This window comes from Streptomyces sp. NPDC006332 (assembly GCF_040612855.1).
In the GTDB taxonomy this organism is placed as follows: domain Bacteria; phylum Actinomycetota; class Actinomycetes; order Streptomycetales; family Streptomycetaceae; genus Streptomyces.
Window position 1 is genome coordinate 1 of sequence record NZ_JBEXRA010000041.1, and the last position, 24,668, is coordinate 24,668.

Consider the following 24,668-nt stretch of genomic DNA (forward strand, 5'->3'; position numbering starts at 1 on the left):
GGACACAAGACGTCGCGATGCCTCCCTCAACCCGAGCGAAACCATGCCTGACCAGCAGGAATCAAGGGATCACGTTCGGTTGAGATACGGCTTCTAACTGTCTGTTCTCTTTCCGCTCGGCTGGTCGGTCGGGTTCGAACAGGGGCCTGGTCCGGATGAGTCTGCCGGTGCGGAGGGGAGTAGGCACCGATGGGCACCATCGCCGACAGCCTCGACCAGGCCGACGCCGCACACTTCACCCGCCCCATCCCGAAGTCGGCCCAGAAACAGATGCAGTTCCTGGTCAAGCAGACCAAGGGCACCAAAGCCGCAGCCGACTTGCTGGGCATCACCCAGCGCACCGTCGAGCGCTACCTCGCAGGGCAGCTCAAGCAACCCCGCCGCCACCTCGCAGACCGGCTCGCGGGCGAGGTCCGTAAACGATGGCAGCCCCGAGTACCCGACCGGGCCAAAAAGCAGGCCGTCTCCACCGGCGGCATCATCATCGACACTCGGGCACGCTTCGGATTCGCCGCTGCCCGGGCACCACCGACGACCCACGGCAGCGGTCCATCACCCAAGGCTTGCCACCGGCCTACGCCGCACGGCTCTTCGACGCCCACACCGCCGGAGCCACCGAGCAGCAGCTCCAGGGCATCGTCGCCGAGGGACTCCAGGAGATCTACTTCAAAGACCACGGACGACGCGCCCACGGCCTGGTGGTGGACTTCACCGACATCGAGTACCTCGACGTGGACTACTGAGAGGTCCGTGTTCGAGCTTGAGGAGATCTCAGCTGTGCTCGGGTAGCGCTTCATTGGGCGAGTCAGCGCGTGAGGGGGCTTTGAGCCCGTCGCTGCTTCTCTCCGAGCGGTGGTGACGCACTGTCAGTGATGGATGAGAGGCTGACAGGGCGCCACGCATCCCGAAACAGGTCCTCCACGATGTCCTCATGGCGAAGTGGCTCGAAGAGACCAGCCCTGAGTCAGCCCGCTTGAAGGCAATAGCGGACCTTGAGGCAGGGGCTGTGCCGCCATGGAGCCCCGGCGAGCACAGAGACATCCTCCTGACGTCTCACTTGGTGCGCGAACGGCTGCGCAGGGAACTGCCCGAGCCGGAGAAGGAGGGCGGCCGAGTGTACGTCCTCGGATTCCAAGGGCTGCGACCCGTGGTCAAGGTGGGATCCACCGGCAACCCAGAGCGGCAGTTCGAGAAGTACGAGATCCAGGCGCGGAACCTCGGTTACGCTCTGGTTGACGGATGGGTCTTTGTTCCCGTTGGAACGAGGAACGAGGCGTTCAGACAGGAGTCCTCCATCCTCACGCATCTGCACTTTGTGCTGAACGGACACCTCATCGGCGGCCGGATCTTCGAGTGGTTTCACGGCCACGACTTCGAGCGGATCAAGGAGCTTGTGCAGCATCCGGACGTGCTCGTCCAGCAACGTTTTTCCAGGGCTCGGGCGGTTCGGCCGGCGTAGTCCTCGAGCAGTGGCTTCAGTTGGCCGCCATCACGCCCACGACCCGACAACCCAGCCGCCACAAGAACCGTGCGGACGCCGCGACGTCGCCCACGGCTGCGTAGTGCCCGAAGCTGCCTGATCACCCGGCGCTTGGAGCGATGCACCGAAGACGCTTTCCGGACGCTCGAGCCGCTGGGAGGCTGCGGTTGTGGCCAATGTCTTCGTCCAAGGATGCTGGACGAGCCGAAGAGCAGGTGTGCCGCAGCGGTGGTGATCGGCTGAGGGCGGGAGCGCCCGTCCCGCCCGCACATGCGTGTGCTGTTCATGCTGGTGCTGTGTGGGCGGCAGTGGTTAGTGCCGCAACAGCTGTGTTGTAGCGATAGTACGGAAGACAGGCGGGTTGTTCTTTACCGCATGGCTGAAATCCACAGACATGAAGCCTGGCTGTGGTCAGTGAGCAGAGCTTCATGCAGCGCCGGGCGGAGGTGAAGTCGGCTGCCAGCGCACCTCGTCGGTCTCCCGCTGGTGGCTCCATGCTGACAGGGTGCGCCTGGACACCAGTCGGTCGAGAAGCTCTCCGGTCTGCTGGGGTGAGTGCCCGCACAAGTGGGCAAGGGTGGCCAGGTCGGGAGCGGGGCGGGCTGGTGTCGTGTAGGCCGCCAGCGCGAGGACGGTCAGCCGTTCCGCTGGTGCCGCTGTCGCTGTCGCGGTAAACGGGCTGGGCTGCAGCGCCCAGTGGGCAGCCCGCCTGCGGGCGCTGTGGCTTGGGGCCTGGTCCAGCATTGCGTCGTCGAGCAGTCGCACCTGGGGGCTCGCTGCCCGGGGGTCGGGTAGGTCGAGCCAGCCGCCGTGTGTGAGTTCCTGCCACAGTTCCGGGCGCCGGTGCAGGCGCATGCCGCGCAGCAACCCGGCAGGCAGCCGGACGCAGCCATGCCGGTCGGCGCGCAGCGCGCACTGAAGGGCGAGCAGCCGGGCGGCGGGGGAGGTGACGCGGGGGAGGGCGGAGGCGAGGTAGGTGAGCATCTCCCGGACGTGCTGCCGGTGTTCGTGGTCTGTCTGCGGCCGGCGCGCGCGGGAGGGGGTGTTGGCCAAGTGAGGGCTGCACAGGGTGTCCGGCACGATGGCGGTGTGGCTGGTGGCCGCCGTGCACGCGGCGCAGGTGTCGGCCAGCCGCCAGGTGCGGCCGCTGCGGTCGCGGGTGAGGGCGAGCAGGACGGGCCCGGCGCAGCCGCGGTGGCGCGGGTGCCAGCAGCAGCCGCGTTCCCGGCACTGGCAGGTGCGCAGGTGCGGCGGCAGTGCGTCGGCGCGGGCGTGGTGGGCCAGATGGGCCAGGACGGCTGAGCGCGCAGAGGAAGCCTCAAGGGAGAACGTCTGGGCGGTGCAGTGAGGGCACCGCAGAGAGGGGCCGCCCGCCTGAGGGCGCAGTTCCACCGTCCAGATGCGCCGCACATGGGTGTGCGCGCCGGCAAGCCTCATCGGCTGGTTGTCCTCCCGTCAATCCGTGCGGCGATAGCCGGTACTCCCCGGCAGCAGAGCGCCAGGTCTCCTGCAACCGTCGTGCAGGTCCCTGCACTGTGAACGTCACTCTCGCTCCGGCGGAAAGTGCAGGAACTCGCACTGACGGGGCAGGGTACTGCACCGTCGGATGGTGGGGTGACGATCTTGCCGCCCGACCCCGACCTCACTGGGCTGCGCGTCGTGCTCGCGCGCCTGCGGGCCGAACGCGGCTGGACCTTCGATGAACTCGCCGAACGCAGCGGCCTGGCCCGGCGCACCCTCATCGACCTCGAACACGGCCGCACCAGCGGCAGTGTCACCACCTGGCACGCCCTCGCCCACACCTTCGATGTGCCCATCGAGCACCTGCTGGGCGCCCTCTGCGACAACCACACCCCGCCCGGCACGCCCGGCGCCTGACCCCTTCGAGCCCGAGGGAAGCGCCCGGTTGCACATCACCCGAACCGACGAACAGGCATCAAACACCTGAGCGCACCATGATCTACTGTTCGAGATCATTGGGCCGGTCGTGGGACATGCCCCTCGACACGCAGCACGCTCTCGCCCGTCGTCTGGCACGGTCCCCGCCATGCGCCCCACGCCCCTGCCGGGCTGCCGCTGGGACGGCAGTCCGCATGCCCGCCGCCACCCCCGCCGTCTTCTGCGGGTGGCCCCCACCAGTCCCAGCCGGCTGCTGCGCGCCGGCCACAGCACCCGCTGCCGGCACTGCGGCCACCGCATCGACCTCTACCAGCGCGCCGACCGAGGTCCCATCGCCCTGCACCCGGCCGAACTCGCCATCGCCCAGGTCCCCGAAGCCTGCCGCTGGCACCTCAGCGGCGGCCTCGCCCACCCCCACGGTGACGGCAGCACCTGGTGCCGCATCCCGCACGCCGTCCTGTGCCCCGCCCGCACCCCCACCTGTCCGCTGAGCTCCTTCCTTGAGGACGCCCGCCGCGACCTCGCCGTCCGCACCCGCCGCCTCATCGACACCGGCGCACTCACCCCCACCTCACCCCCCACCGGCATCGCCTCACCCGACGACCCGGACCACGCCGGCAGGCCCGTCGTACAGCTCCTGCTCGTGCGCTACCTCGCCCCCGCCCCGCTCGAAGCCATCCGCTGCGTGGCCCAGACCCGCCAACGCCACCGCTGCACCCAGACCGTCCTGACCCAGGAACGGCCCGCAGGCCGCTGGAGACTGCTGCCCACCGGCCCCGGCCGCGGCCAGCCCTCCCTGTCCGACCCGCTGATGGCCGTCTACGACCTGGGCCACCTGCCCTACACCGAGCAACGGCGCTGGCGCGCCCAGCACTGCCCCACGCACGCCGCCACCCTGGGCACCGCCGACCTCGCCCTGGCCGCCTGGCAGGTCTTCGACCCCCTGCTGCACGCCGCCCACATCCGCAGCCGCCTTCTCCACCCTCCAGCCTCCCCGAGGAGCGAGGGCTGACCGTGCCGCACCACGCCCTGGAAATCACCCTGACCCGCCCCCTCTCGGCCAGCGCCCTGCGCCGCGCCGCACGCGAACTGCCGCTCGCCGCCAACCACAACGCCACCCGGCTCATGACCCTCGTAGCGGCCAAAACTCCTCACCAAGCGGCCCGCCGGCTACGCCACCGGCTCGGCACACGGCTGCCCATCGACGTACTCACCACGCACTACCCGGACACGGACGGCCAGATCCTGCTCAACGTCGCCTTCCCGCCCGCCCGCCACGCCGCCATCCGGCACTGCGCCCGCCAGGCAGGGCAGTCTCCAGAACTCTTCCTGAAGCAGGCCCTGGACGATGCCCTGGCCCGCCACGCCAGCAACGAGGCCGACCGCCTCGACCGGGCCTTGGGCGAACTCCTCGCCCACACCACCTCCGCCCACCTGCTCGCGGCCGTCGGACGCACCCTCAGCCACCACCCCGGAGGGCCACGACCGTGAAAGCGACCGACGAACAGACCGCCGCCGCCGACGCCTTCCACACCGGCGACCACGTGTCCCTGCAGGCCGGCGCCGGAACCGGCAAGACCACAACCCTGGCCCTGCTCGCCCACAGCACCACACGCCGGGGCCGCTACCTCGCCTACAACCGCGCCATCGCCCAGGACGCAGCGACCCGCTTCCCGAAAAACGTGTGGTGCAAGACCGCCCACGCCCTCGCCTACGCCGCCGTCGGCCACCGCTACACGGGCCGCCTGAACGCACCCCGCCGCCCGGCCTGGCAGACCGGACAGGCCCTCGGCATCACCAAAGCCATCCGCATCGGCGAACGCGACCTCTCCCCGAAGGCCCTCTCCTACGCGACCCTGCGCACCGTGGCCCGCTTCTGCCACACCGCCGACGACGCCATCACCCGCCACCATGTCCCCCGCCTGCGCGGCCTGGAAGAGACCGACCTGCACAGCCAACTCGCCGCCCACATCGTGCCGTTCGCCCAGAAAGCCTGGACCGACCTGCAGCGCCCGGACGACGGCGCGGTCCGCTTCGACCACGACCACTACCTCAAGATCTGGGCCCTCACCCGGCCGACCATCGACGCCGACTTCCTCCTGCTGGACGAGGCCCAGGACACCAACCCCGTCGTCGAACAGGTCTTCCTCGCCCAGCGCCGCCACGCCCAGCTCGTGATGGTCGGCGACTCCGCCCAGGCCATCTACCACTGGCGCGGCGCCAAAGACGTCATGACGGGCTTCGACGGCACCCGGCTGGCCCTGTCACAGTCCTTCCGCTTCGGCCCCGCCCTCGCCGACGAAGCCAACCGCTGGCTGACCATCGCCGACGCCCCGATCCGGCTGACCGGAACCCCCGCAGTCCCCACCGAACTCGGCCCCGTCACCCAGCCCGACGCAGTACTGTGCCGCACCAACGTCGGCGCCATGGCCCAGGCCATGGACCTGATGGCCGCCGGATACCGCGTCGGGCTGGTCGGGGGAGGAGACAGCCTGCGCACCCTGGCCCTTGCCGCCCAGGACCTCAAAGAAGGACGCCGCACCACCCACCCCGAACTGGTGCTCTTCCCTTCCTGGGGCGAACTGCAGGACTACGCCGCCCACGACCCGGCCGGGCGCGACCTGCGGCCCTTCGTCGACCTGGTCGACACCCACGGCACGGACGCCATCCTGACCGCCGTCGCCCACCTCGCCCCCGAACCCCAGGCCGAGGTGACCGTCTCGACCGCCCACAAGGCCAAAGGCCGCGAATGGGCCCACGTAAGGATCGCCGACGACTTCACCCCGCCCAAGGACTCCGATCAGCACGACGACACCGGCCGTGCTGTGCCCGGTCCCATCGACGACAGCGAGGCCCGCCTCGCCTACGTCGCCGTCACCCGGACCCGCCACCGGCTCGACATCGGCGGCCTGTCCTGGATCCACGACCACCCCGACGGCTCTCCTGACGCGCCCCTGCCAACCAATCCGTGTGCCTGGCCCGCTCCTGCGGCGGACCAAGCACCAGCCACTTCTGCCGCGTCCCGGGCAGAACCCTGCCCCACCGGCTCGAGTGTTACCAGTCGAGAGCGGGCGCAGACGGGCTGTCAGTCTTCGCCCGGTCCGGTGAACGGATAGGAGACGGTGTACCCCTCTACGGTTTTGGCCATGGCAGCGGCGTATTCGACACGCTGCTCGCGGTCTTCGACACTGATGTCCGGGTGGAGGGGGTGGCCTGAGGGGCGTGTCACAGCTGGATCAGGCGGCGTTGACCGTGGACGCTGATGCCGGGTTCGGCGTCAGCGTGGCAGTACAGCCGCATGCGCACCCAGGGGCCGCTGTCCGCGGCGGGCTTCATTTCTCGTGCCTGCGGGCAGGTCCTGATCTTGGGATGTCATCTCTCGCGAGCGAATGGCCACGCTGGCCTGTCTGTTCGAGCCGCCTCGACCCCGCGCCGTCCGCACGATGTGATTGCCCCGCCCCAGGGCCGCAGCGGCGGGCGCCCGGGGTCAGACGAGGTCCGGGTGCGGCTGTGCACCAGACATATCGGATTCCGATGCACTCGGAAGTGCACGTACGAGGTGTCTCTTTTCCTGGCTCGCTCTGGCTGTGCTCGACCGTCGATGGCGCGTCAGGCAGTGGGGCCTGAGGCCGGCGATCACTGGTGATTGCTCCCGAGACGGCGGGTTGTGCAGGCCGTCGGCCAGTGCGGCGCCGTGGTGTGATCGCCAACGCCGCGGTGACCGGCGGCCCGGATGCTCAGTCCTCACGCAGGCCGTCCGGTACACGGGCGAGTGGACTGCCCTCGCCTTGCGCAGGCACTGGAGGCGGGCCCGGTCGCCGGACTGTGCGGCGCCCACGCCCGCGAATCACCGCGCCGAGTCATCCGCGTGAGCGCGCTGCTGGGAATCGCGCCGTTCGTCGCTCGCCCGGACAGGGTGTACGACGGGAGGCGCTCCGGCGGCGGCTGGTTCACCTGTTCTCGATGGATGTATGTCTGGGAGGGCCGAGGTGTCAGGCCTGGGCCCGACCCGGTTCAGGCTGTCGTTGTCCCGGTGCGAGAGCCGGGTCGGCGAACTCCACACCCTCGAGCGGTTCCTGGACGTCGGGGCGCTTGACCGCGAGGTAGGTGACCAGGCCCGCGAAGAGGAGCATCGCGACCCCGGCGACCGGGAGGGTTCCGAGATCGATGCCACCGCCGCCGTGCCCGGTGTCGTGGACGGGCTTGTCGAGCCAGTCGGCGATCGAGGCACCCAGCGGCCGGGTGAGGACGTACGCCGACCAGAAGGCCACGATCGAGTTGATGTATCCGCGGTTGTGGAGGAGCCACGGAATCAGGATGGCGACACCGAACAGGCCGATGGAGCCTAGGAGACCGAGATGCATCGGGCCCGCGGTCGTGTCACCCGCCGCGGTGCCCATGCAGAAGGTGAACGTCACGGTCCACCAGTAGTACCTCTGACGGCGCCGCGTGGTGATGCTGTGAACGTCGAGCGTCCCTTCCGACTGGTACCAGCGCCTCAGTGTCCAGGCGGTGGCACCGGCGTACGCCAGGGTCACAACCATCGAGGGCAGCAGGGGAGGGTGCGTGTTACCTCCGGCCGCGAGGACGAGCGTGACATCGGAGCCGAAGGTGCCGAAGATGGCGATGCCGGCGACCGTGAACCAGTACGGAACCGCCTGGTAATGGGTCGACCGGAGCTGCCGACGGAACCCCCAGATGAACGCGAAGAGCACGACGGGCATCACGTACGGGACCGAGATGAAGGAGTCCGACGTCGCCTCGCCCAGAGCCGTGGTGAGCAGCTTGACGATCCAGAAGAGCGCGGTGATGACGGGAACCTTGGCGTACGGCGTGTCGACCCAGGACGCCTTACGCTCCTTGCGACGCTCCTTGCGCGACACGCCGGCGGTGCTCACGAGCCCTCCCGGCGGACGGTGGGGGCGGCCCCGGGATCGGCCACGAAATGCGGCGCGTCGGCGGTCGGCTTGCCCCCGCGCCGCTTGATCGGTTGCTGAGTCAAAATCATCATCCCTCGAACCAGAGCGCCGCATGTTTCGGCGCCTCAGCAGGGACGATAGATTCGGAATTCAGGATCACTGTCGTACTACAGGATCATTTCAGGCCTCTCAGGTATTACCCCGCCTCCTACTGCGGTATTACACCGAAGCGGAAGTCGGTGGTCGGCAGGGTCAAGACCGTGCCGTCAAGCGCGAAGGCAAGCGCTGGTACGTCGTCCTGACCGCTGAGCAGGCCCAGCCCGAACCGCTGTCCGCGACAGGGTCCGTGGTCGGCATCGACATGGGTATCGCCTCGTTCCTGACCACCGCCGACGGTGAGCACGTCGACAACCCGCGCCACGCTCGGAAGGCAGCCGCCAGCCTGCAAAGCACAAGCTCAGCCGGTTCGGGCGCGTGCGCCGGGAGGAGCGGACGGCGAATCATCGGCGGGCCGTGAAGCGGGTTGCCGACTTTCGCGGCAAGGTGCGCCGCCAGCGCCTCGACCACGCCCACAAGACCGCGCTCACTCTGGTCCGGGACCACGACCTGATAGCGCACGAGGATCTCAAGATCCGAAGCGTGGTCAAGGCCCCCACGACGAAGCCGGACCCCGAGACGCCAGGCAGCTTCCTGCCCAACGGTTCCGCCGCGAAGGCCGGACTCAACCACTCGATCTCACATGCCGGATGGGGGGTGTTCCTGTCGATCCTGCACGCCAAGGCTGAAAGCGCCGGACGAAACGTGATCGCCGTGGACCCCCCGCAACACCTCCCGGACCTGCCCCGAATGCGGGCACGTCAGCGCGGAGAACCGGCCCACCCAGGAGAAGTTCCACTGCGTTGGCTGCGGCCACTTGGCGCACGCCCACATGGTGGGCGCCCTGAACGTTCAACGGGCCGGGCTGGTCCGTCGCGGAGCCGCACCGGCATAGCGAGAAGCCCCCCCGGTTCACGAGGGGGAGGAGTCACGTGAGCGTCCCAGTCGATCGACAGGCCATTCGCGTACGCCGTAGGGCGGTTCAGCCTGTGCGTCCGCGTTTCTGTGCGATCCGGCGGCGCGTTGATGGAAACGGGCGGGCCGTCGAATCCAGAGCGCAGTGTCTATGGATGAAAATCCATATCGCCCGACCCCCGGAAGAGGATTTCTGCCATCCGTGAACAGTCATGGCTGTTCGCCGGCATTCTTCTCCCTCCCGTCAGGCGGACGATATCCCACATGACGCCAATAGTGACGGGTTGACGCCCCGCTCGGCGAACAGCCGCTCCGCCGCGGTCAGGCTCGGCTCACGCGTCGCGTCGCGCTGAACTCTCATCGTGCACTTGCCCGCCGAGCGGGAGCGCGCGATCGCCGAGAACCGGGCCACGCCCCGCGCCAACTGGGACGATGCCGTCAGCGGCCTCGCCGACGCGCTCGTCGGCCTGTGGCTGGCCTCGATCTCGTCCCGTTCCTGACGGAGCGCGTTCACCCCGTGACGCCGAAGGTCGACAGGGTCGCCTCGGCCATGCCCCGTTCGCCGCGCTCGTTGGGATGGACGGCGGCGGCCGGGGCGCGGGGGACGAGCGGCTCGATCCAGCGGGTGTCACGGGCCGAGCAGGCGTCGTGCCCCACGGAGGGCGTGTACGTATCGATGTAGCCCGCCCCCGCCGCTTCGGCGCGTGCCCGCAGCGTCGCGTTCAGCTGCTGCTCCTTGGCGTGGAGGTAGGCGACGTCTCCGGGTGCCAGCCCCATCGTGCGCCCGCAGTTGGATGCGTCGGCCGGCAGGATCGCCGGATATCCGACGACGTACACCCGGGCCCGCGGCGCCCGGCGGTGGATGTCGCTCAGTGCGCCGGTGAGCCGCGTGCCCGCCGTGCGGATCTTCTCCTCCGTCTCGTCGGTGCCGCCGGATCGGTAGTGTTCGCGGCAGGGTGCGCCGTCCGAGGCCCGGGTGCCGCCGAGGGCGTAGTAGACGACCCCCCGCTCCACGCACTGCCTGATCATCGAACTGAATCCGATGTCGTTGCCGCCGATGCCGAGGGTCACCAGACGTGTGCGGCTGGAGAGGGCGCCCAACTGCGCAGGGTTGGTGCCGTCGTCGGTGCCTTGGGCCTGGGAGAGGTCGCCGATGGTGGCGCCGCTGCAGCTGACGTCGCGGAAGTCGGTCGCGTCGATGCCCAGTCGGCGGGCCACCAGTGAGGGGTAGTTGCGGTCGGAGCGGTCGCAGGCCGCCGGGCTGCCGTGCTGGTCCGGAATGCCCGGGCCCGCGGTGTAGGAGTCGCCCAGTGCGACGTACGGCCCCTTGGGCGGGACCTGGTCGCGGCTGTCGCCGTGGTGGGTGACGCCGAGCGTGATGCCCAGCGCCCCGAGGACGAGCAGCCCGGCCAGCACGGCCTGTACGGAGGTCTTCATCGGTGTCCCGTCTTTCATCTCTCTCGAGTCCGGTGAGACGCGTCCGGACGCGGCCGGAGCGTCGCTCGGCCGGGGGAGGGGCGGCTGGACAACCGAGCAGTGAATGAGGTGAGGCCCAGGACCCGGCGCCGGACGGGGGGAGTCCGGCGCCGGGTCCCGGCAGCGTGCCGTGCACCTGTTTCGGGGTTGGCACGGCACGCGGGGTCGCCTCCGCTTAGGCGGCCCCGGTCGGGCGAGGGGACGTGGGTCCCGTCCGGCAAGGGCTTGCTTGCGTCAGGCGAGCACAGATAGATGACTTGAGTCAGGCAAGTTGATTTTGTCTCGTCGGTCCTCGGGGTTTTGGCGAGCTCAGTTGAAGAGGGCGGCCGCCCCGTCGAATGCGGCCACAAAGTGCTCGGCGAGGGTCGCGGCGGGATCGGCGACGAAGGCATCGAGTGCGACGCCGAACAGCGACAGTGTGACGGTCGCGGCCACTTGGGCCCGGGGAGGAGGGAACCTCGCCGGGTCGCGTTCCGTCAGCGCGTCGGCGAAAACGGTGGCGAAAAGGGCGAACTTGTCGTGCATCGCCTTGTGCAACCGGGCATCCGAGGCGACGAGCCGCCGAACCCGCTCCACTTGCGCGGAAGGTGTCTGCGCGTTGTCCAGCACGGCGGCGAAAGTGGCCTTGACATCGTCGGCGAGGCGGCCGGTCGGGCCGCCCGCCCGGAAGGCGACCAACGACGCCGGATCCGGGCTCTGCGGAGCACCGAGGATCGCGTCCAGCTTCCCCGGCACGTAGTTGAACAGGGTCCGCCGGGAGACGCCGACCCGCTCGGCGAGCTCATCCATGGTGAACCCGTCGACGCCGCGCTCCTCCGCGAGGTCCAGTGCGGACTCGGTGATCAGGGCCGCGGTCCGCCGACGATTGGCCACGCTTGCACGCTCTCTCACTGCTGCACCGAGGTGATGAGCATCTGTTTGCCGAAGGTGGAGGTGTCGGTCAGCATGTCCAGCATGGCAGCTGCCACGTCGGCCCGCATTGTCCTCGGTGCTCTGGGCATCAGATGGCCGCTGGCCGCGTCCACGATGGTTGGATGCGCGGTGCGAGGGCCGTCGAACAGGGGGCCGGGGTGGATGGTGGTCCAGTCCAGGCTGCTGCTCTCGAGCAAGGACTCGCCCGCCACGTGGTCCCTGAAGGCGCCGGCCAGGAAGGTCCGGCAGCCGAAACGGTAGGGGTAGCGGGTGTTGGCAAAGGTGGCCCCGACCCCGAGAGCTGACAGCACCACGACCCGCCGCACACCGGTGCGTTTCGTCGCCGCGATCACTGTAGGCATGGCGATCTGCATCAGCGGGGCACTCGCCCTGCTGATCGGGTTGCCGAGTGCCACCGTCACCGCATCGCAGAGGTCCAGGGCTTCTGTCAGAGCAGCCTCGTCGTCGAGCTGCCCGCCGACTACCGTCAGCCCGGACATGGGTGTCACGGCCTCGGGACGGCGCACATAGGCCACCACCTCGTGTCCGTCGGCCAGCGCCTGCTTGACGAGTTCTCTGCCCGTGCGGCCAGAAGCGCCCATGACTGCTATGCGCATGATTCGTCCTTTCGGTCGAGCAGCCGTTTACAGACGCTCGTCGAGCCAGTCAAACAAGAACTCGGTCGCGGTGGCGTAGCTGCCCATCTGTGAGTGGGTCTGCGCCGTGGTGGTCGGGTCGAACACCATGTACTCCTTGGGGCAGGTCAAGGCGTCGTACAGTTTCCGCGCCTCGCCCGGTGTCATCTCCTCGGTTCCGTCCATCACCAGTGTTTCGCAGGAGACCTGGCTTATGAACTCCGTGTTGTCGTACGGTGCGAGGGCCTCGATCACGTCCGTGATGGTGTTTGGCACCCCGTGCTTCCAGGCGTAGTCCTTGATCAGGTTACGCATCTGCAGCGGAATCCTGTCGGCGGGGAGACCGGCGAGCATCCGCAGTCTGCCGGAGATCGAGCCGCCCCAGTTCACGGTGCCCGGATCGGTGACACAGACCTTGGCGCGCTTCTCGAACGCGGCGGCCCGAATCGTCAGGAAGCCGCCGAAGCTCACGCCGAACAGACCCACCCGCGAGGGATCCACCCCCGGCTGTGCGACGGCGAAATCGATCACCGGGGTGATGACGTTCTCCCAGTCCGGCCTGAACGGAAGCTTGCCCTGGCGCAGCGCAAGCCCCTGACCGGGGCCGTCGTAGACCAGGGCATGGATGCCCCGGCGGATCGCGCCGTCGTAGATCCAGCGGGTGTCTTCGGCCCAGGTGTCGCGGCCCGGAGTGATGATGAGGACCGGCGCGTCCTGCTCTGCGACCGGGGAGGTGTAGAAGTGCCCGGGGAGAACGCCACCCTCGTAGGGGATCTCGACATACTTGCCGGGGTAGCCCGACAGCGCCAGGTACCGCTCGTAACACACAGCGGTGGCATGCGAGTTGTCTGCCATCCGAGGGTCCTCGGCGTCGCTGAAGTACATCACCGACGCCCGCCAGTACGTCGAAGCCCGCAGGTACGCCGTCGACGCGGTGACGAGTTTGCCGGCACTCTCGGCTTGCTCCGCCCGCCGCTGCAGCCGCGCGGCGAGGCCGGCCCACCCCGTCACCCAGCTTTCCTCGGTGCCGTCCTCCAGTTGGGCGTAGACCTCGAGAACCTCGCCGAGATCCGTCATGCCGTACTGCTGCAGTCCCAACAAGTGCTTGGCCAACGCGTCGGTCATGATGCCGTCCGCGAATCGAATGGCCGTCCAGTGCCGCCCGGCACCCTGCGCGTCGCCGAACGCCGTTGCGCCCTGCGGGCCGGGACGGCGGGGTTCTGCCTCGTGAGTGGTCACTGCCGTGCCCCTTCCCGGGCCAGTTCCTGGATGCGCTGGTTGGTGTCGTCGCGCCAGACGCCGCCGTGGTAGCAGATCGCGATGTCGGCGTCGTAGCGGGCAAGCTCGCCTATCGAGCGACGGGCCAACGAGTCGTCCGCCGACAGCCCGGGCCTGGGTCCGGCCAGCGCGCCGTCGCGGACCTCCAACTCGTCACCGCAGACGAGGACTTTGGTCCGGTTGAGGTAAAGACACAGATGGCCCGGTGTGTGGCCCGGCGTGTGGATCATCGTGATGCCCCCGCAGTACGGCAGCACTTCCCCGCCGTGCACCACCGTGTCGACGTTGACTCCCTCCCTGCTCCGGGCAGCCTCCATCAACTGACGCATCTCGCCACGCTGCTCCTCGCTGAGAGCGGCCATCAGCGCTGCGGGGGCCTCGGAGTTCATGCGCAGCAGCGGCTCGTCACCCTGGATGTACGGCGCCTCCGCTTCGTGCGCGATCACCTCCACCGGATGGCCTATGGCCTTCAGCAGGCCGTTCAAGCCTCCGATGTGGTCCATGTCCTGATGCGTCAGGACGACCCGGGTGACCCGTGACAGAGGGACACCGGCCTCATCCATGCGCTCGGACAGATGCGGCAGGCTGTCAGGCAGTCCGGCATCGATCAGCACGACATCCTCGTCATCCCAGACCACAGTCGGGTAGATGACCGTGTCGAAACCCATCACCTTCATCGGAAGTTCCAACACCGCCACACCGTCGGCCACCTTCATTGCAGCGCCCCTTTCTCCATGCTGGTGAACAGCCCCTCTTTTTGAGGCGACCGTGCTATCCGCGCACAACAGCCGCCCGTGCTCAGCGCTTTGACGCGGACCTCCGGCGGCGCACTGCGCGCGTTGTCACGCAGTGCACGCCGTCCAGCTGCGACGCCGACAGAGTGAATTGCACTCTGCTCCTGCTAGTGCAAGTCTTGCACTCTAGGTTCGAAAGTGCAAACAATGATCGGAGGGGGAGTCTGACCCGGCGGCGCGAGAAAGAGGGATGCACAGGGGTGAACGGTCGGCGCGCTCCGTCAGCCAGCGCGCCGACCCAATGCACGCCGGCGTGATCACTCTCGACGATCTCCCGGGCACCGACGAGGAGAAGCGGCAGGCGGTCCTGGAGGTGGCGACTGCCCTGGTAGCTGAGGCGCGCCAGTAGATGCGGACCTCGTGGGTGCCCAGTCGGTCTTGGGTGGCGGGAGGAGCCGACCGCGTAGGCCATCCATCAACAAGTGGTCGAGGAGTCGCCCCGACCTTGGCTGCCAGCCCCCATCGCTGTCGATCTGCCAGACGCCGGCTACGGCGAGGATGAAGTCGCCGGTAGTCACGTTCGGGCGGATGGGTGTCGGCCTTGTGGTTGGCGCTGATCAGGAGTTCGATCGCGCCAGCCACCAGCGAGTACCCCGGATTTGTCTGGCTCTCCGTCCTGCTGACGGGTTCGCGGACGCTCCACTCGGTCTCATCGCCAGGAAGGCGGGGTGGGACAAGAGTTTTTGTAGTGGAACTTTCCCAAATGCGAGGCACTGGTTCTCGAGGTCCACCAGCGCGAGAGGAGCCTTACAAACCCTGCGCGAGTGGATGAGCCGCATCGCCTCCTGCGCCGTGGCGAGGGCCGGTCTGGCTGATGCCCTACGCCAGGCCCGCTCGGACGCGCAACGCAATCGCGAACGCATCCTGGCGGTGGCGCCGATTGAGCTGCCCCTTCCTCCCCAGGTGCCCTCGCCTGTCCTTGCTGACCGGACAATAGTCCGCTATCTTCCCGGTGCCGGACTGTTGTCCGCTTGGCTCATCACAACCGGCCACTGCCGTCGGTGTGAATGGCAGGCGACAGGCATCACCGGCGCGATCGTTGCGTCGCATCTCCGGTGCCGCCGACGACCGTCTCCCGAACATGTCCCCGTTCTACCCGTCGTCGTGCGTCCCGCCGGGAAAGGAGGATGATCATGGGCCTGCTCGGGCGGCTTCGCGAACACCCTCCTGCGCTGTGCGTAGAGGGAGGTGACCGGGCCGTGAGAGGTGAGTGCAGTGTCCTGAGCCAGTACGACGGTCCGGAGGCCGCACGGCCAAGCACCGCCGCAGAGCGGCGAGGGTCTTCGCCGGGCACTCGGTCCGCGGCCGGCGTGACGCTGCAGCGGCTGCGCCGAGGCATTTCCGGGCTCCCGGAGCAGATCCGATCGGACACCCGGGTCCGCAGAGACCCAGGTCTGACTCCGGCGTCCTCCCACGGTACGACGTCATCCCCGTGGTTCAGCCCGGGGGTCGACCGGATCGGAGCCACTCGCTTCCTAGCGTTGCCGGTGAGGCGCCCTCCGGGCGCTCTGGACTGACGAAAGGCACGCTGATGATCGAGGCACAGCTACTGACCAAGCGGTATGGGGAGAAGACCGCGGTGGACCGGCTGGACTTCACCGTGAAGCCGGGCACGGTGACCGGTTTTCTGGGGCCCAACGGTGCGGGCAAGTCCACCACGATGCGCATGATCGTCGGCCTGGACGCCCCGACCAGCGGTTCCGTGACGGTGAACGGCCGCCGCTACGCCCAGCACCAGGCGCCGCTGCAGGAGGTCGGCGCGCTGCTGGAGGCGAAGTCGATCCATCCGGGACGCTCGGCTTTCAACCACCTCAACGCGCTGGCGCTGACGCACGGTATTCCTCGCAGCCGGGTGGACGAGGTCATCGATGTGGCCGGACTGGGCAGTGTGGCGAAGAAGCGAGCCGGAGCCTTCTCCCTTGGCATGGGGCAGCGGCTGGGCATCGCGGCGGCTCTGCTCGGTGATCCACAGACTGTCATGCTGGACGAACCGGTCAACGGCCTCGATCCGGAGGGCGTGCTGTGGATCCGTACCCTGCTGACCCAGCTGGCGCAGGAGGGGCGGACGGTGTTCGTCTCCTCGCACCTGATGAGTGAGATGGCGCTGGTCGCGGACCACCTGATCATCGTGGGGCGCGGTCGGCTGCTGGCTGACACGACCGTCCAGGACCTGGTCCGTGAGGCGGGCGGCGACACCGTGAAGGTGGCGACGCAGGATCCGTCGCGCTTGCGCGACGTCCTGGCGGGCCCCGGTGTCGAGATCATCGGACAGGTCGGTTCCGAGGAACTGAACGTCACAGGACTCAGCATGCGCGAGATCGGGATGAAGGCGGCCGAGCACGGAATCCCCCTGTTCGAACTGAGTTCACGGACCGTGTCGCTGGAACAGGCGTTCATGGATTTGACCAGGGACGCGGTGGAGTACCACGGCACCACGACCGGCAACATCGACGCCCTGGGGAGGGTGGCATGAGCTCCGTCGCCACAACCGTCGAGCCCCGGCTGGAGCCGGCCACTCCACCTCGTCACCACTACAAGGTGACCGGATGGCGCGTGGTGCGCTCCGAGTGGGCCAAAATGTGGTCCCTGCGCTCGACGTGGATCACGCTGTCTTTGGGCCTTCTGTTCCTGCTGGTCTTCGGACTGATCATCTCCCTGCAGTTCAACGCCGGCAATCTGGACAGCGACTTCGCCACCTCCAAGGCCGTGGATCTGTCCCTGTTCGGTCTTCCCTTCGCGCAGCTGGCTCTCGGCGTCCTCGGTGTGCTGGTGATGGCGGGCGAGTACTCGACCGGCATGATCCGCTCGTCGTTGGCGGCGGTGCCCCGCCGGCTGCCCGTGTTGTGGTCCAAGGCGGGCTTGTACGGGCTCGTCGCCGCGCTGGTCGGCGCGTTCGGCGCGCTCGTGGCCTTCCTCATCGGCAGCCAGATCGTCTCCGGCACCCCTGCTGCCCAGAGCCTGACGGACTCGGGTGTCGTGCGCTGCCTGCTGGGGGCGGGCCTGTACCTCGGCCTGATCGGCGTGACCTGCGTGGCCCTGGGTGCGCTGCTGCGATCGGTCGCGGGCGGCATCTCGGTGCTGGTGGGCGTGTTCGTCCTGGCACCCGGCCTGACCCGGCTCCTGCCCAGTTCCTGGCAGGACAACGTCGGCTCCTACCTGCCGAGCAACGCGGGGGAGTCGGTGTACACCCTGGTGCCCGATCACTCCGCCCTGTCCCCCGGAGCGGGCCTGGCGGTCATCCTCGGCTGGACTGCCCTGGCGGTGGCGGGCGCGGCCTACCGGCTCAAGCGCAACGACGTCTGACCGTATTGACCACGAGCAGGTGACCTTCGTGAGCATCGACCACACCGGCAGCATGGGGCGCTTGGTCGCCCGCATCAACCGCGGCGGCCAGCGGTTGCGGCAGGCTGACCGCGCCCATCCCTGGGCGCTGGACACCCTCATGGTCGCGGTGGCCATCGTGATGTTCTGCCTGCCGGACGTGCTGCCCCAGGGCTCGGGGGACGACGGCCCCCGCAAATTGAGCACCGCTTTCGCCGATCTGCCCCTGGCGGCGACGCTGACGCTGCAGGCCGGGCTCGTGCTGCCGCTGCTGTGGCGGCGGCGGAAACCGCTGTTGGCCTTCGGCGTCATCGCGGCCGTATTCATCCTCCAGTGGTCACTCAATGCCGGTCTACGTGCGGATGTCGCGCTTTTCGTCGCCTTGTACAGCCTGGCCCTGCACGGGAGACTTCCGCACCTGCCGTGGGCCGGCGCTGTCATGGCCGGCGCCGTGGTGCTGTGCGCGATACGCGTGTCGTCGTCCCTGGCGGTGTCCATCGGGGACGCGCTGTTCTTCCTGCTGAGCACGGTGACCGCGGCCCTGGCTCTCGGCCTCGTGATCAGGATTCGCCGGGCCCAGCTCGCCGGACTGCGGGAACGGGCGGCCCAGTTGGAGGTCGAGCGCGACCAGCGCAGCAGGCTGGCGACGGCGACCGAACGAGCCCGGGTGGCCCGCGAGATGCACGACATCGTCGGCCACAACCTGGCCGTCATCATCAGCCTTGCCGATGCCGGCGCGTACACCGCCGACGCGGCTCCCGAGCGCGGCAAGGAAGCGCTGAACCTGATCAGCGACACCGGCCGCCAGGCTCTGGGCGAGCTGCGCCGGGTGCTCGGTGTGCTGCGGGAGACGGCGGGCGACGACGCGTCATCCGGCCCTCTGCTCCGCCCACAGCCCGGCCTGGTGGACATCGACATGCTGTGTGCGGGCGTGCGGGCCGCCGGCCCGGAGGTTGTCTATCGCACCGCCGGTGACATGGACACCCTGGACAAAGGGGTGCAGCTGACGGCGTATCGCATCGTCCAGGAAGCTCTCACCAATGCTCTCAAGCACGCTGGTGCCGACACCCGGGTGGGCCTGTCGATCCTCGTCGAGGACCCGCGGTTGCACATCCGCGTTCAGGACACCGGTCCGTCGGGTCCGGCCAAACCGCGCAACGACGAAGGACATGGCCTGGTGGGCATACGTGAACGAGCCGCACTGTATGGCGGCACGGTCAGTGCGGGACCCGCGACCGACGGAGGTTGGAACGTGGAGGTCACCCTCGACCTCACCCCGCAGGGAGGTGCCCAGTGACCACCGTGCTGATCGTTGACGACCAGTCTCTCCAGCGCTATGCCTTCCGGCTCCTGCTCGACGAGGCCCCCGAGACCGCCGTCGTCGGTGAGGCAGAGCACGGCGGCGAAGCAGTTCGTCTGGCGGCAGAACTGCGCCCCGACGTCGTCCTCATGGACGTCCGCATGCCCGGCATGGACGGCATCGAGGCCACCCGCCGCATCGTCGCCTCCGGCGACCGCTCCCGCATCCTCGTCCTGACCACCTTCGACCTCGATGAGTACGTCCATGCTGCTCTTCGGGCGGGTGCCAGCGGGTTTCTCCTGAAGGATGTGCGTCCCGAAGAACTCCTCGCCGGTATCCGGGCCGTCGCAGCGGGCGACGCTGTGATCGCTCCGGCCCTCACCCGTCGTCTTCTGGACGAGTACGCGCAACGCGCCCCGGAACTCGTCGACGGGCCGAGTCAGGAAGCCAGGCTCAAATCCCTCACGGACAGGGAACGCGAGATCCTCGTCGCAATCGGCAAGGGCTGGACGAACGGCGAGATCGCCGCCCACTTCCTCGTGGCCGAATCCACTGTCAAGACCCATGTCCGACGCGTCCTGGCCAAGATCGGCGCCCGCGACCGCATCCAGGCCGTGATCTTCGCCTACGACCTCGGGCTGGCTCGTCCCAGAACCGGCTGAGCGGCACTGCGTCCCGCTGACCGCCCGGTCAGCGGGACGCAGTGCGCGCGCAGTGGGCGTCAGAACATGCCGTTGTCGTTGGCCGAGGTCTCGGGCACCGGCGTCGAGGCGTCCCAGTGCTCGACGATCTTGCCGTTCTTCAGCCGGAAGATGTCAATCGCCGCGGTGCCGCGGTCGGTCGGCGAGACGGTTATGTGCGTGTGCAGGGTGACGAAGTCCCCGTCGACCAGGACCCTCTTGAAGTCCACGTTGACGTTCGGTACCGCCTTGACGAATCCCGTCGCCCAGGTGACCCATCCCGCCTTGCCGTCGGCGACGTTGGGATTGTGCTGGATGAGGTCGCCGAGGTAACGGTCGGCGGCCTCCTGCGGCTGCTTCTGGTTGATGCCGAGGTCCACAAAGTCGAGAACGATGCGCTCGTTGCGCGTTTCCCTGGCGGTGTGGGGCGCCTGCGAGGTGGCCACCGCGTGCTTCTTCGGCGCGGCATCCGCGTTGGCGAACGCGGTGGTACCCAGGGTCAGCGCGGCGGTGGTGAGGACACCGACACCGACAAGGGTGACGCGGCGATTGAGTCTGCGGTGCTTCATGGATTCCTCCAGAGTGATGTGTGGATGTGCAAAGGGGTATTGCCGACTTGTCAGGCCGCCCCCAGAGCCGGCTGCGCGGGGGCGCGGTGGATAGAGACGGAGGTGTGGGCGAGGGGGACACCGGTGGCACGGTGTCGGGTGGCGACGATTTCGGCGGCGATGGACAGGGCGGTCTCCTCGGGTGTGCGGGCGCCCAGGTCGAGGCCGATCGGGGAGCGGAGCCGGGCCAGTGCCTCCGCGCCCAGTCCGGCCTCGCGCAGTCTGCGGGTGCGGTCGGAGTGGGTACGGCGAGAGCCCATGGCGCCGATGTAGGCGACCGGCATGCGAAGGGCCTGCTCGAGGAGGGGGATGTCGAACTTGGGGTCGTGGGTGAGGACGCACAGGGCAGTGCGCTCGTCCGTCTCCGTCCCCTCGAGGTAGCGGTGGGGCCAGTCGACGACGACGGTGTCGGCCTCGGGGAAGCGGGCGCGAGTGGCGAAGGCGGGGCGGGCGTCGCACACGGTGACGTGGTAGCCGAGGAACTTGCCCACCCGGACCAGGGCGGCGGCGAAGTCGATCGCCCCGAACACGATCATGCGCGGAGGTGGGACGTGCGCCTCGACGAGCAGGGTCAGGCCGCCCGGGCACAGCGATCCGTTCTCGGAGACTTCGACCGTGCCGGTGCGTCCGGCCTCGAGCAGGGCGTGTGCGTGGGCGGCGGCCGCCTGCTCCAGGCCGGGACGGCACCCTGCGTACGACCCCTCGTAGCTGCCGTCGGCGCGGACGAGCAGACTCGCGCCCAGGAGGTCCGCCGGGCCGCGGATGATTCTGGCGAGGGCTGTCGGTTCGCCGCGGTCCATGGCGTTTACGGCGGCCTCGATGACCGCCCTGGCCGACGTGGTGGCCGTAACCGGGGTGATGAGGATGTCGATCGTCCCGCCGCAGGTCAGCCCGACAGCGAAGGCGTCCTCGTCGCTGTGGCCGAAGCGCTCGACGACGCTTTTGCCGTCCGCCAGGGCCTGTTGGCACAGGTCGTAGACCGCCGCTTCGACGCAGCCCCCGGATACCGATCCCAGTGCCGTTCCGCCGCTGTCCACGGCGAGTGCGGCCCCGAGTCCGCGTGGCGCGCTGCCGGCGACGCCGACGACGGTGGCCACCGCGAACTCCCGGCCCTCCTTGAACCAGCGACCCAGCTCTCTGGAAACATCGAGCACTTTGTCCCTCCGTGGACAGGACGCGATCAGTACGGGCGGGCGTCGGGCTACGCCAGGGCATGCCGGACTGCGCCGGCGAGCGCGACGAGGAGTGGCAGGCAGCGCGACCTGATGGGCATCCCGCGACAATGCATGCGGAGGAGCGCGCTATGGTGGACATAAGCGGACTGGTGTCCGCTAAGCCAGAAACGTAGCGGACGGCTATTCGGTTAGCAAGGGTTGCAGGTATCAGCCCTGAAGGAGGGGAAGTGGACTCCAGAAACGGCGGGCCTCAGCGCTCGGACGCACAGCGCAATCGGGAACGGATCCTGGAGGTGGCGTTGGCCGAGTTGTCGACCGACCAGGATGTCCCGCTGAGTCTGATCGCCAAGAAGGCGGGGGTCGGGCAGGGCACGTTCTACCGCAACTTCCCCAATCGTGAAGCACTCGTCCTCGAGGTCTACCGTCACGAAGTGAAGCTGCTCACCGAGGCGGCGACGGAACTGCTCAAGACCCGGCCGCCGGACCAGGCCCTGCGCGAATGGATGGACCAACTCGCCCGCTTCGCCGTCGCCAAGGCAGGTTTGTCGGACGCGATGCGACAGATCATCGGGACGTCGGCCAGCCCTGCCCAGCCGGGATATGCGTTGGTGGTCGAGGCGATCGAAGCGCTGCTCGCCGCCAATCATGAAATCGGCACCATTCGTCCGGGGCTGACCGCTGACGACTTCATCCTGGCCATCGCCGGTGTCTGGCAGATCGACTCCCGTGGGGACTGGCAGGCGCAGACTGCCCGTCTGTTGGATCTCATCATGGATGGGCTGCGCGCGGGGGCGTCTGAACGGGGCTGATGGTCCGGGGGTCGACTCTTGGGCGGGGGCGGGGCGGGGCTGTGAAGTGGACAGGTGTCCGATAACTTTTTGGACGCCTGTCCGCCTCTCGGTGTCGCGCCGGGCGGATTCTCCGCCATGAATCTGCTTGTCCTCGGCGCGACCGGTCCCACCGGTCGCCAACTGGTCGACCTCGCCCTGAGGCCCGGTGACACGGTCACAGCCCTCGCGCGCAACCCAGCGGCACTCGGCGACCTGGCGGACCGGATCACCGTAGTCATGGGGGACGCCACTTCCCAGCGCGATGTCGCGGCAGCCGCGCTCGGTCGGGACGTCATCATCTCCGCGCTCGGCCAGGGCAGGTCGCTGAACCCTGACGGCCTCTTCAGCCGTGCGTCGGCCGCCGTGATCGGCGCGGCAAAGCAGCAGGGTGTTTTCCCGTCTGGTGTGGATGTCGTCCTTCGGCGTGGGAGAGACCTTCGACTGGGCGACCGTTGCGCAGAAGACCATGTACGGCACGTTGCTTCGGCGGTCTATGCGGACAAGAAGATCGCGGACGATCGCATCCGTGACAGTGGCCTGGACTGGACGCTGGTTTTCCCAACCGGGCTGACCAATCGGCCGGCCAAGGGCACGTACCGCGTCGACGACCGGATCAGGATGAAGGGCGCCCGGATGATCAGCCGCGCCGATGTCGCCGCCTTTAGGCACCAGGCGGCACAAGGCAGCGAGTGGATCGGCCGCGACGCAGCGATCACAAACTGAAGATCCTGAAGGCGGCCAGCCTGCGGGCGCCGGGTGGCTCTCGCATCACGCGAGGTCGGACAGGTCCTCCGGTGTAAGGGCGATCGAGCCGGCGGCCATGTTCTCCTCCAGGTGGGTGGGAGATCCCGTGCCGGGGATGGCAAGGGTGACGGAGGAAGAGGCCAGCAGCCAGGCCAGGGCTATCTGGCGGGCCGTGGCGCCGTGCCGTTCGGCGACCTTTGCCGTGCGGTCGGCCGTGAGGTCGTCCCTGCCGCCTCCCAGCGGGAAGAATGGCACGAAGGCGGTGCCGGTTTCCTCGCAGGCCGCCAGGATTTCGGCGTCGTCGCGCTTTCCGGCGTGGTAATGGTTCTGCACGGCGGCGACGGGTGCGATCGCGCGGGCCTCGGCGAGGTGGGCGGTGTCGACGTTACTGAGGCCGAGGTGGCGGATCAGGCCCTCGTCCCGCATCGCGGCGAGTGTTTCGAACTGGGCGGCGATGGACTCGCCGTGGGGCGGTTCCATCGTGCCGACCCGCAGGTGGACGAGGTCGAGACGGTCGACGCCGAGGGCTTCGAGGTTCGCCTCGACCATCGGGCGCAGGGCGGCGGGGTCGGTGGTCTGCTGCAGACCGCCCTCGGGGGTGTCCCAGGGGCCGACCTTGGTGGCGAGCACCATGCCGGCCGGGTAGGGGTACAGAGCCTCGCGGATCAGGGCGTTGGCGCTGACGGAGCCGTCATGGCTGCGGTAGAACGACGCGGTGTCGATGTGGTTGACGCCGAGTTCGACAGCGCGGCGCAGGACGGCGCGACCGGATTCCGGATCGCGGGCCGGGCCGGTGAAACCGTTGGCGGACAGCCGCATGGCGCCGAAGCCGATGCGGTTGACCGTCAGGTCGTCCCCGAGGAGGAAGGTGCGAGAGGTGGGGGGAGTGGGGCCCATTGTCGGTCCGTTCAGGAGGCGGCCGCACACAGCAGTGGTGGGAGGTATGGAGGTTCGGTTCGTCGTCAGTCAGTGATCACGGCGTCCCGGTGGATCCACTCGGGGCTGTGGGCCGCCTTGTACATGAAGTCGGCGACGTCCGCACGGCTGATCGACGGGTTGCCCTTCATCGGGAGGCGGTCACCGACGAGGTAGGTGCCCTTGGCCGGGTTCTTGGTCAGCATGGTCGGGTAGACCAGTGTCCAGTCCAGGCCGCTGGAGCGGATCGCCTTCTCGGACTCCTCCTTGTTCGCGTAGATGTTCCGCAGGAACGTGCGGTACATGACCTTCTGCGCGGCGCTCGCCGACTTGAAGGTGTCACCCACGCCGAACGACGACAGCCATATCAGGCGAGGCACCCCTGTCTCCTTGGCGGCTCCGATCACGGCCGTGGCGGCACGGGTGAACAGGTCGTCGGCGCGCACGGATGTGCTCCTGCCGAGCGCCGAGATGACGGCGTCCTGCCCGATCATGGCCTTTGCCACATCGTCGTGCGAGGTCGCGTCGCCGGTGACGACATTGACCCGGCCTGCCAGGTCGTCGAGTGCCTCCGGCCTGCGGGCCAGGACAGTGACCGTGTCGCCGCCCTCAAGAGCCAGGTCGACAACGTGTCGGCCGGTGGGGCCGGTCGCACCGAGGATGAGCAGATTCATGGCTGGGACCCTTTCGT

24 protein-coding genes and 3 pseudogenes are annotated in these 24,668 nt (G+C 68.6%); 14 read left to right on the forward strand and 13 right to left on the reverse strand.

From position 1 onward, the window contains the following. The first annotated feature begins 189 nt into the window (after positions 1-189). Positions 190-743: pseudogene (locus ABZ027_RS30135) on the forward strand (XRE family transcriptional regulator). A gap of 188 nt (positions 744-931) precedes the next feature. After that, complete coding sequence (locus tag ABZ027_RS30140; RefSeq protein ID WP_356773751.1) at positions 932-1,459, forward strand: hypothetical protein; 528 nt, start codon at positions 932-934, stop codon at positions 1,457-1,459. 447 nt (positions 1,460-1,906) lie between these two features. Here ABZ027_RS30140 and ABZ027_RS30145 read toward each other — a convergent pair whose 3' ends face one another. Beyond that, a complete protein-coding gene (locus tag ABZ027_RS30145) occupies positions 1,907-2,917 on the reverse strand; it encodes a hypothetical protein (protein WP_356773752.1) in 1,011 nt (336 codons plus the stop codon). Positions 2,918-3,094: 177 nt separating this feature from the next. Between ABZ027_RS30145 and ABZ027_RS30150 the strand changes: the two genes are divergently transcribed. The 4 genes from ABZ027_RS30150 to ABZ027_RS30165 all read left to right on the forward strand — a co-directional run bounded on the left by ABZ027_RS30150 (position 3,095) and on the right by ABZ027_RS30165 (position 6,495). Continuing rightward, positions 3,095-3,358 carry a helix-turn-helix transcriptional regulator gene (locus ABZ027_RS30150; protein ID WP_356773753.1) on the forward strand — a complete coding sequence of 88 codons (264 nt, stop codon included), beginning with the start codon at positions 3,095-3,097 and terminating at the stop codon, positions 3,356-3,358. A gap of 169 nt (positions 3,359-3,527) precedes the next feature. Then, positions 3,528-4,391 (forward strand): DUF6083 domain-containing protein, encoded by an 864-nt coding sequence (locus tag ABZ027_RS30155; protein ID WP_356773754.1) that lies wholly within the window; start codon positions 3,528-3,530, stop codon positions 4,389-4,391. Next, positions 4,388-4,870: a hypothetical protein gene (locus ABZ027_RS30160; RefSeq protein WP_356773842.1), complete on the forward strand. Its 483-nt coding sequence runs from the start codon at positions 4,388-4,390 to the stop codon at positions 4,868-4,870. Before ABZ027_RS30155 ends, ABZ027_RS30160 begins: the two co-directional genes overlap by 4 nt. Beyond that, positions 4,867-6,495, forward strand: a complete 1,629-nt coding sequence (locus tag ABZ027_RS30165) for a UvrD-helicase domain-containing protein (RefSeq protein ID WP_356773755.1) — start codon at positions 4,867-4,869, stop codon at positions 6,493-6,495. Before ABZ027_RS30160 ends, ABZ027_RS30165 begins: the two co-directional genes overlap by 4 nt. Positions 6,496-7,371: 876 nt before the next feature. On the opposite strand, the gene ABZ027_RS30170 is transcribed toward ABZ027_RS30165, so the two are convergent. Both ABZ027_RS30170 and ABZ027_RS30175 read right to left on the reverse strand, forming a co-directional pair. Further along, positions 7,372-8,277 carry a hypothetical protein gene (locus ABZ027_RS30170; protein ID WP_356773756.1) on the reverse strand — a complete coding sequence of 302 codons (906 nt, stop codon included), beginning with the start codon at positions 8,275-8,277 and terminating at the stop codon, positions 7,372-7,374. A gap of 229 nt (positions 8,278-8,506) precedes the next feature. Continuing rightward, positions 8,507-8,719, reverse strand: coding sequence for a hypothetical protein (locus ABZ027_RS30175; protein WP_356773757.1), 213 nt, complete (start codon positions 8,717-8,719; stop codon positions 8,507-8,509). A gap of 456 nt (positions 8,720-9,175) precedes the next feature. On the opposite strand from ABZ027_RS30175, the pseudogene ABZ027_RS30180 reads away from it, so the two are divergent. Continuing rightward, positions 9,176-9,289, forward strand: a pseudogene (locus tag ABZ027_RS30180) (hypothetical protein); the annotation flags it as partial. Positions 9,290-9,671: 382 nt separating this feature from the next. Beyond that, on the forward strand, positions 9,672-9,809 hold the full coding sequence (locus ABZ027_RS30185) for a hypothetical protein (protein WP_356773758.1): 138 nt from the start codon (positions 9,672-9,674) through the stop codon (positions 9,807-9,809). Positions 9,810-9,819: 10 nt separating this feature from the next. On the opposite strand, the gene ABZ027_RS30190 is transcribed toward ABZ027_RS30185, so the two are convergent. From ABZ027_RS30190 to ABZ027_RS30215, 6 genes and pseudogenes are all read right to left on the reverse strand, one after another. Continuing rightward, positions 9,820-10,746, reverse strand: coding sequence for an SGNH/GDSL hydrolase family protein (locus tag ABZ027_RS30190; RefSeq protein ID WP_356773759.1), 927 nt, complete (start codon positions 10,744-10,746; stop codon positions 9,820-9,822). A 348-nt stretch (positions 10,747-11,094) separates the two neighbouring features. Continuing rightward, positions 11,095-11,658 (reverse strand): helix-turn-helix domain-containing protein, encoded by a 564-nt coding sequence (locus ABZ027_RS30195; RefSeq protein WP_356773760.1) that lies wholly within the window; start codon positions 11,656-11,658, stop codon positions 11,095-11,097. Positions 11,659-11,672: 14 nt separating this feature from the next. After that, positions 11,673-12,314, reverse strand: coding sequence for an NAD(P)-binding oxidoreductase (locus ABZ027_RS30200; RefSeq protein WP_356773761.1), 642 nt, complete (start codon positions 12,312-12,314; stop codon positions 11,673-11,675). 27 nt (positions 12,315-12,341) lie between these two features. Beyond that, entirely contained in the window at positions 12,342-13,571 is a 1,230-nt protein-coding gene (locus ABZ027_RS30205) for an alpha/beta fold hydrolase (RefSeq protein WP_356773762.1), read from the reverse strand. Then, positions 13,568-14,326, reverse strand: coding sequence for an MBL fold metallo-hydrolase (locus ABZ027_RS30210; RefSeq protein WP_356773763.1), 759 nt, complete (start codon positions 14,324-14,326; stop codon positions 13,568-13,570). Before ABZ027_RS30210 ends, ABZ027_RS30205 begins: the two co-directional genes overlap by 4 nt. A 479-nt stretch (positions 14,327-14,805) precedes the next feature. Beyond that, positions 14,806-14,977, reverse strand: a pseudogene (locus ABZ027_RS30215) (TetR/AcrR family transcriptional regulator); the annotation flags it as partial. Positions 14,978-15,935: 958 nt separating this feature from the next. On the opposite strand from ABZ027_RS30215, the gene ABZ027_RS30220 reads away from it, so the two are divergent. The 4 genes from ABZ027_RS30220 to ABZ027_RS30235 are packed head-to-tail and all read left to right on the forward strand — an operon-like array spanning position 15,936 to position 19,687. After that, complete coding sequence (locus tag ABZ027_RS30220; RefSeq protein ID WP_356773764.1) at positions 15,936-16,877, forward strand: ATP-binding cassette domain-containing protein; 942 nt, start codon at positions 15,936-15,938, stop codon at positions 16,875-16,877. Continuing rightward, entirely contained in the window at positions 16,874-17,707 is an 834-nt protein-coding gene (locus ABZ027_RS30225; RefSeq protein WP_356773765.1) for an ABC transporter permease, read from the forward strand. Before ABZ027_RS30220 ends, ABZ027_RS30225 begins: the two co-directional genes overlap by 4 nt. A 52-nt stretch (positions 17,708-17,759) precedes the next feature. Further along, complete coding sequence (locus ABZ027_RS30230; protein ID WP_356773844.1) at positions 17,760-19,022, forward strand: sensor histidine kinase; 1,263 nt, start codon at positions 17,760-17,762, stop codon at positions 19,020-19,022. Next, entirely contained in the window at positions 19,019-19,687 is a 669-nt protein-coding gene (locus ABZ027_RS30235; protein WP_356773766.1) for a response regulator transcription factor, read from the forward strand. The genes ABZ027_RS30230 and ABZ027_RS30235 overlap by 4 nt, the downstream gene beginning before the upstream one ends. A gap of 59 nt (positions 19,688-19,746) precedes the next feature. Here ABZ027_RS30235 and ABZ027_RS30240 read toward each other — a convergent pair whose 3' ends face one another. Together ABZ027_RS30240 and ABZ027_RS30245 are read right to left on the reverse strand one after the other, a co-directional pair. Then, positions 19,747-20,274, reverse strand: a complete 528-nt coding sequence (locus ABZ027_RS30240) for an ester cyclase (protein ID WP_356773767.1) — start codon at positions 20,272-20,274, stop codon at positions 19,747-19,749. A 50-nt stretch (positions 20,275-20,324) separates the two neighbouring features. Then, positions 20,325-21,467 carry an XdhC/CoxI family protein gene (locus tag ABZ027_RS30245; RefSeq protein ID WP_356773768.1) on the reverse strand — a complete coding sequence of 381 codons (1,143 nt, stop codon included), beginning with the start codon at positions 21,465-21,467 and terminating at the stop codon, positions 20,325-20,327. Between the two features lie 248 nt (positions 21,468-21,715). On the opposite strand from ABZ027_RS30245, the gene ABZ027_RS30250 reads away from it, so the two are divergent. Together ABZ027_RS30250 and ABZ027_RS30255 are read left to right on the forward strand one after the other, a co-directional pair. Then, positions 21,716-22,297 carry a TetR/AcrR family transcriptional regulator gene (locus tag ABZ027_RS30250; protein WP_356773769.1) on the forward strand — a complete coding sequence of 194 codons (582 nt, stop codon included), beginning with the start codon at positions 21,716-21,718 and terminating at the stop codon, positions 22,295-22,297. A gap of 117 nt (positions 22,298-22,414) precedes the next feature. Then, complete coding sequence (locus tag ABZ027_RS30255) at positions 22,415-23,041, forward strand: NAD(P)H-binding protein (RefSeq protein ID WP_356773770.1); 627 nt, start codon at positions 22,415-22,417, stop codon at positions 23,039-23,041. A 45-nt stretch (positions 23,042-23,086) separates the two neighbouring features. Here the strand turns inward: ABZ027_RS30255 and ABZ027_RS30260 are convergent, their stop codons facing one another. After that, positions 23,087-23,959, reverse strand: a complete 873-nt coding sequence (locus tag ABZ027_RS30260; protein ID WP_356773771.1) for an aldo/keto reductase — start codon at positions 23,957-23,959, stop codon at positions 23,087-23,089. Positions 23,960-24,024: 65 nt separating this feature from the next. Continuing rightward, a complete protein-coding gene (locus ABZ027_RS30265) occupies positions 24,025-24,651 on the reverse strand; it encodes an SDR family oxidoreductase (RefSeq protein WP_356773772.1) in 627 nt (208 codons plus the stop codon). Positions 24,652-24,668 lie beyond the last annotated feature (17 nt).

What these genes read in the sequence shown, in the direction of transcription:
- ABZ027_RS30140 (WP_356773751.1), top strand. Translation starts at nt 932, where the DNA reads ATGGCGAAGTGGCTCGAAGAGACCAGCCCTGAGTCAGCCCGCTTGAAG.
- ABZ027_RS30265 (WP_356773772.1), bottom strand. Translation starts at nt 24,651, where the DNA reads ATGAATCTGCTCATCCTCGGTGCGACCGGCCCCACCGGCCGACACGTT.
- ABZ027_RS30190 (WP_356773759.1), bottom strand. Translation starts at nt 10,746, where the DNA reads ATGAAGACCTCCGTACAGGCCGTGCTGGCCGGGCTGCTCGTCCTCGGG.
- ABZ027_RS30230 (WP_356773844.1), top strand. Translation starts at nt 17,760, where the DNA reads ATGGGGCGCTTGGTCGCCCGCATCAACCGCGGCGGCCAGCGGTTGCGG.
- ABZ027_RS30210 (WP_356773763.1), bottom strand. Translation starts at nt 14,326, where the DNA reads ATGAAGGTGGCCGACGGTGTGGCGGTGTTGGAACTTCCGATGAAGGTG.
- ABZ027_RS30225 (WP_356773765.1), top strand. Translation starts at nt 16,874, where the DNA reads ATGAGCTCCGTCGCCACAACCGTCGAGCCCCGGCTGGAGCCGGCCACT.
- ABZ027_RS30255 (WP_356773770.1), top strand. Translation starts at nt 22,415, where the DNA reads ATGAATCTGCTTGTCCTCGGCGCGACCGGTCCCACCGGTCGCCAACTG.
- ABZ027_RS30220 (WP_356773764.1), top strand. Translation starts at nt 15,936, where the DNA reads ATGATCGAGGCACAGCTACTGACCAAGCGGTATGGGGAGAAGACCGCG.
- ABZ027_RS30260 (WP_356773771.1), bottom strand. Translation starts at nt 23,959, where the DNA reads ATGGGCCCCACTCCCCCCACCTCTCGCACCTTCCTCCTCGGGGACGAC.
- ABZ027_RS30240 (WP_356773767.1), bottom strand. Translation starts at nt 20,274, where the DNA reads ATGAAGCACCGCAGACTCAATCGCCGCGTCACCCTTGTCGGTGTCGGT.
- ABZ027_RS30145 (WP_356773752.1), bottom strand. Translation starts at nt 2,917, where the DNA reads ATGAGGCTTGCCGGCGCGCACACCCATGTGCGGCGCATCTGGACGGTG.
- ABZ027_RS30200 (WP_356773761.1), bottom strand. Translation starts at nt 12,314, where the DNA reads ATGCGCATAGCAGTCATGGGCGCTTCTGGCCGCACGGGCAGAGAACTC.
- ABZ027_RS30155 (WP_356773754.1), top strand. Translation starts at nt 3,528, where the DNA reads ATGCGCCCCACGCCCCTGCCGGGCTGCCGCTGGGACGGCAGTCCGCAT.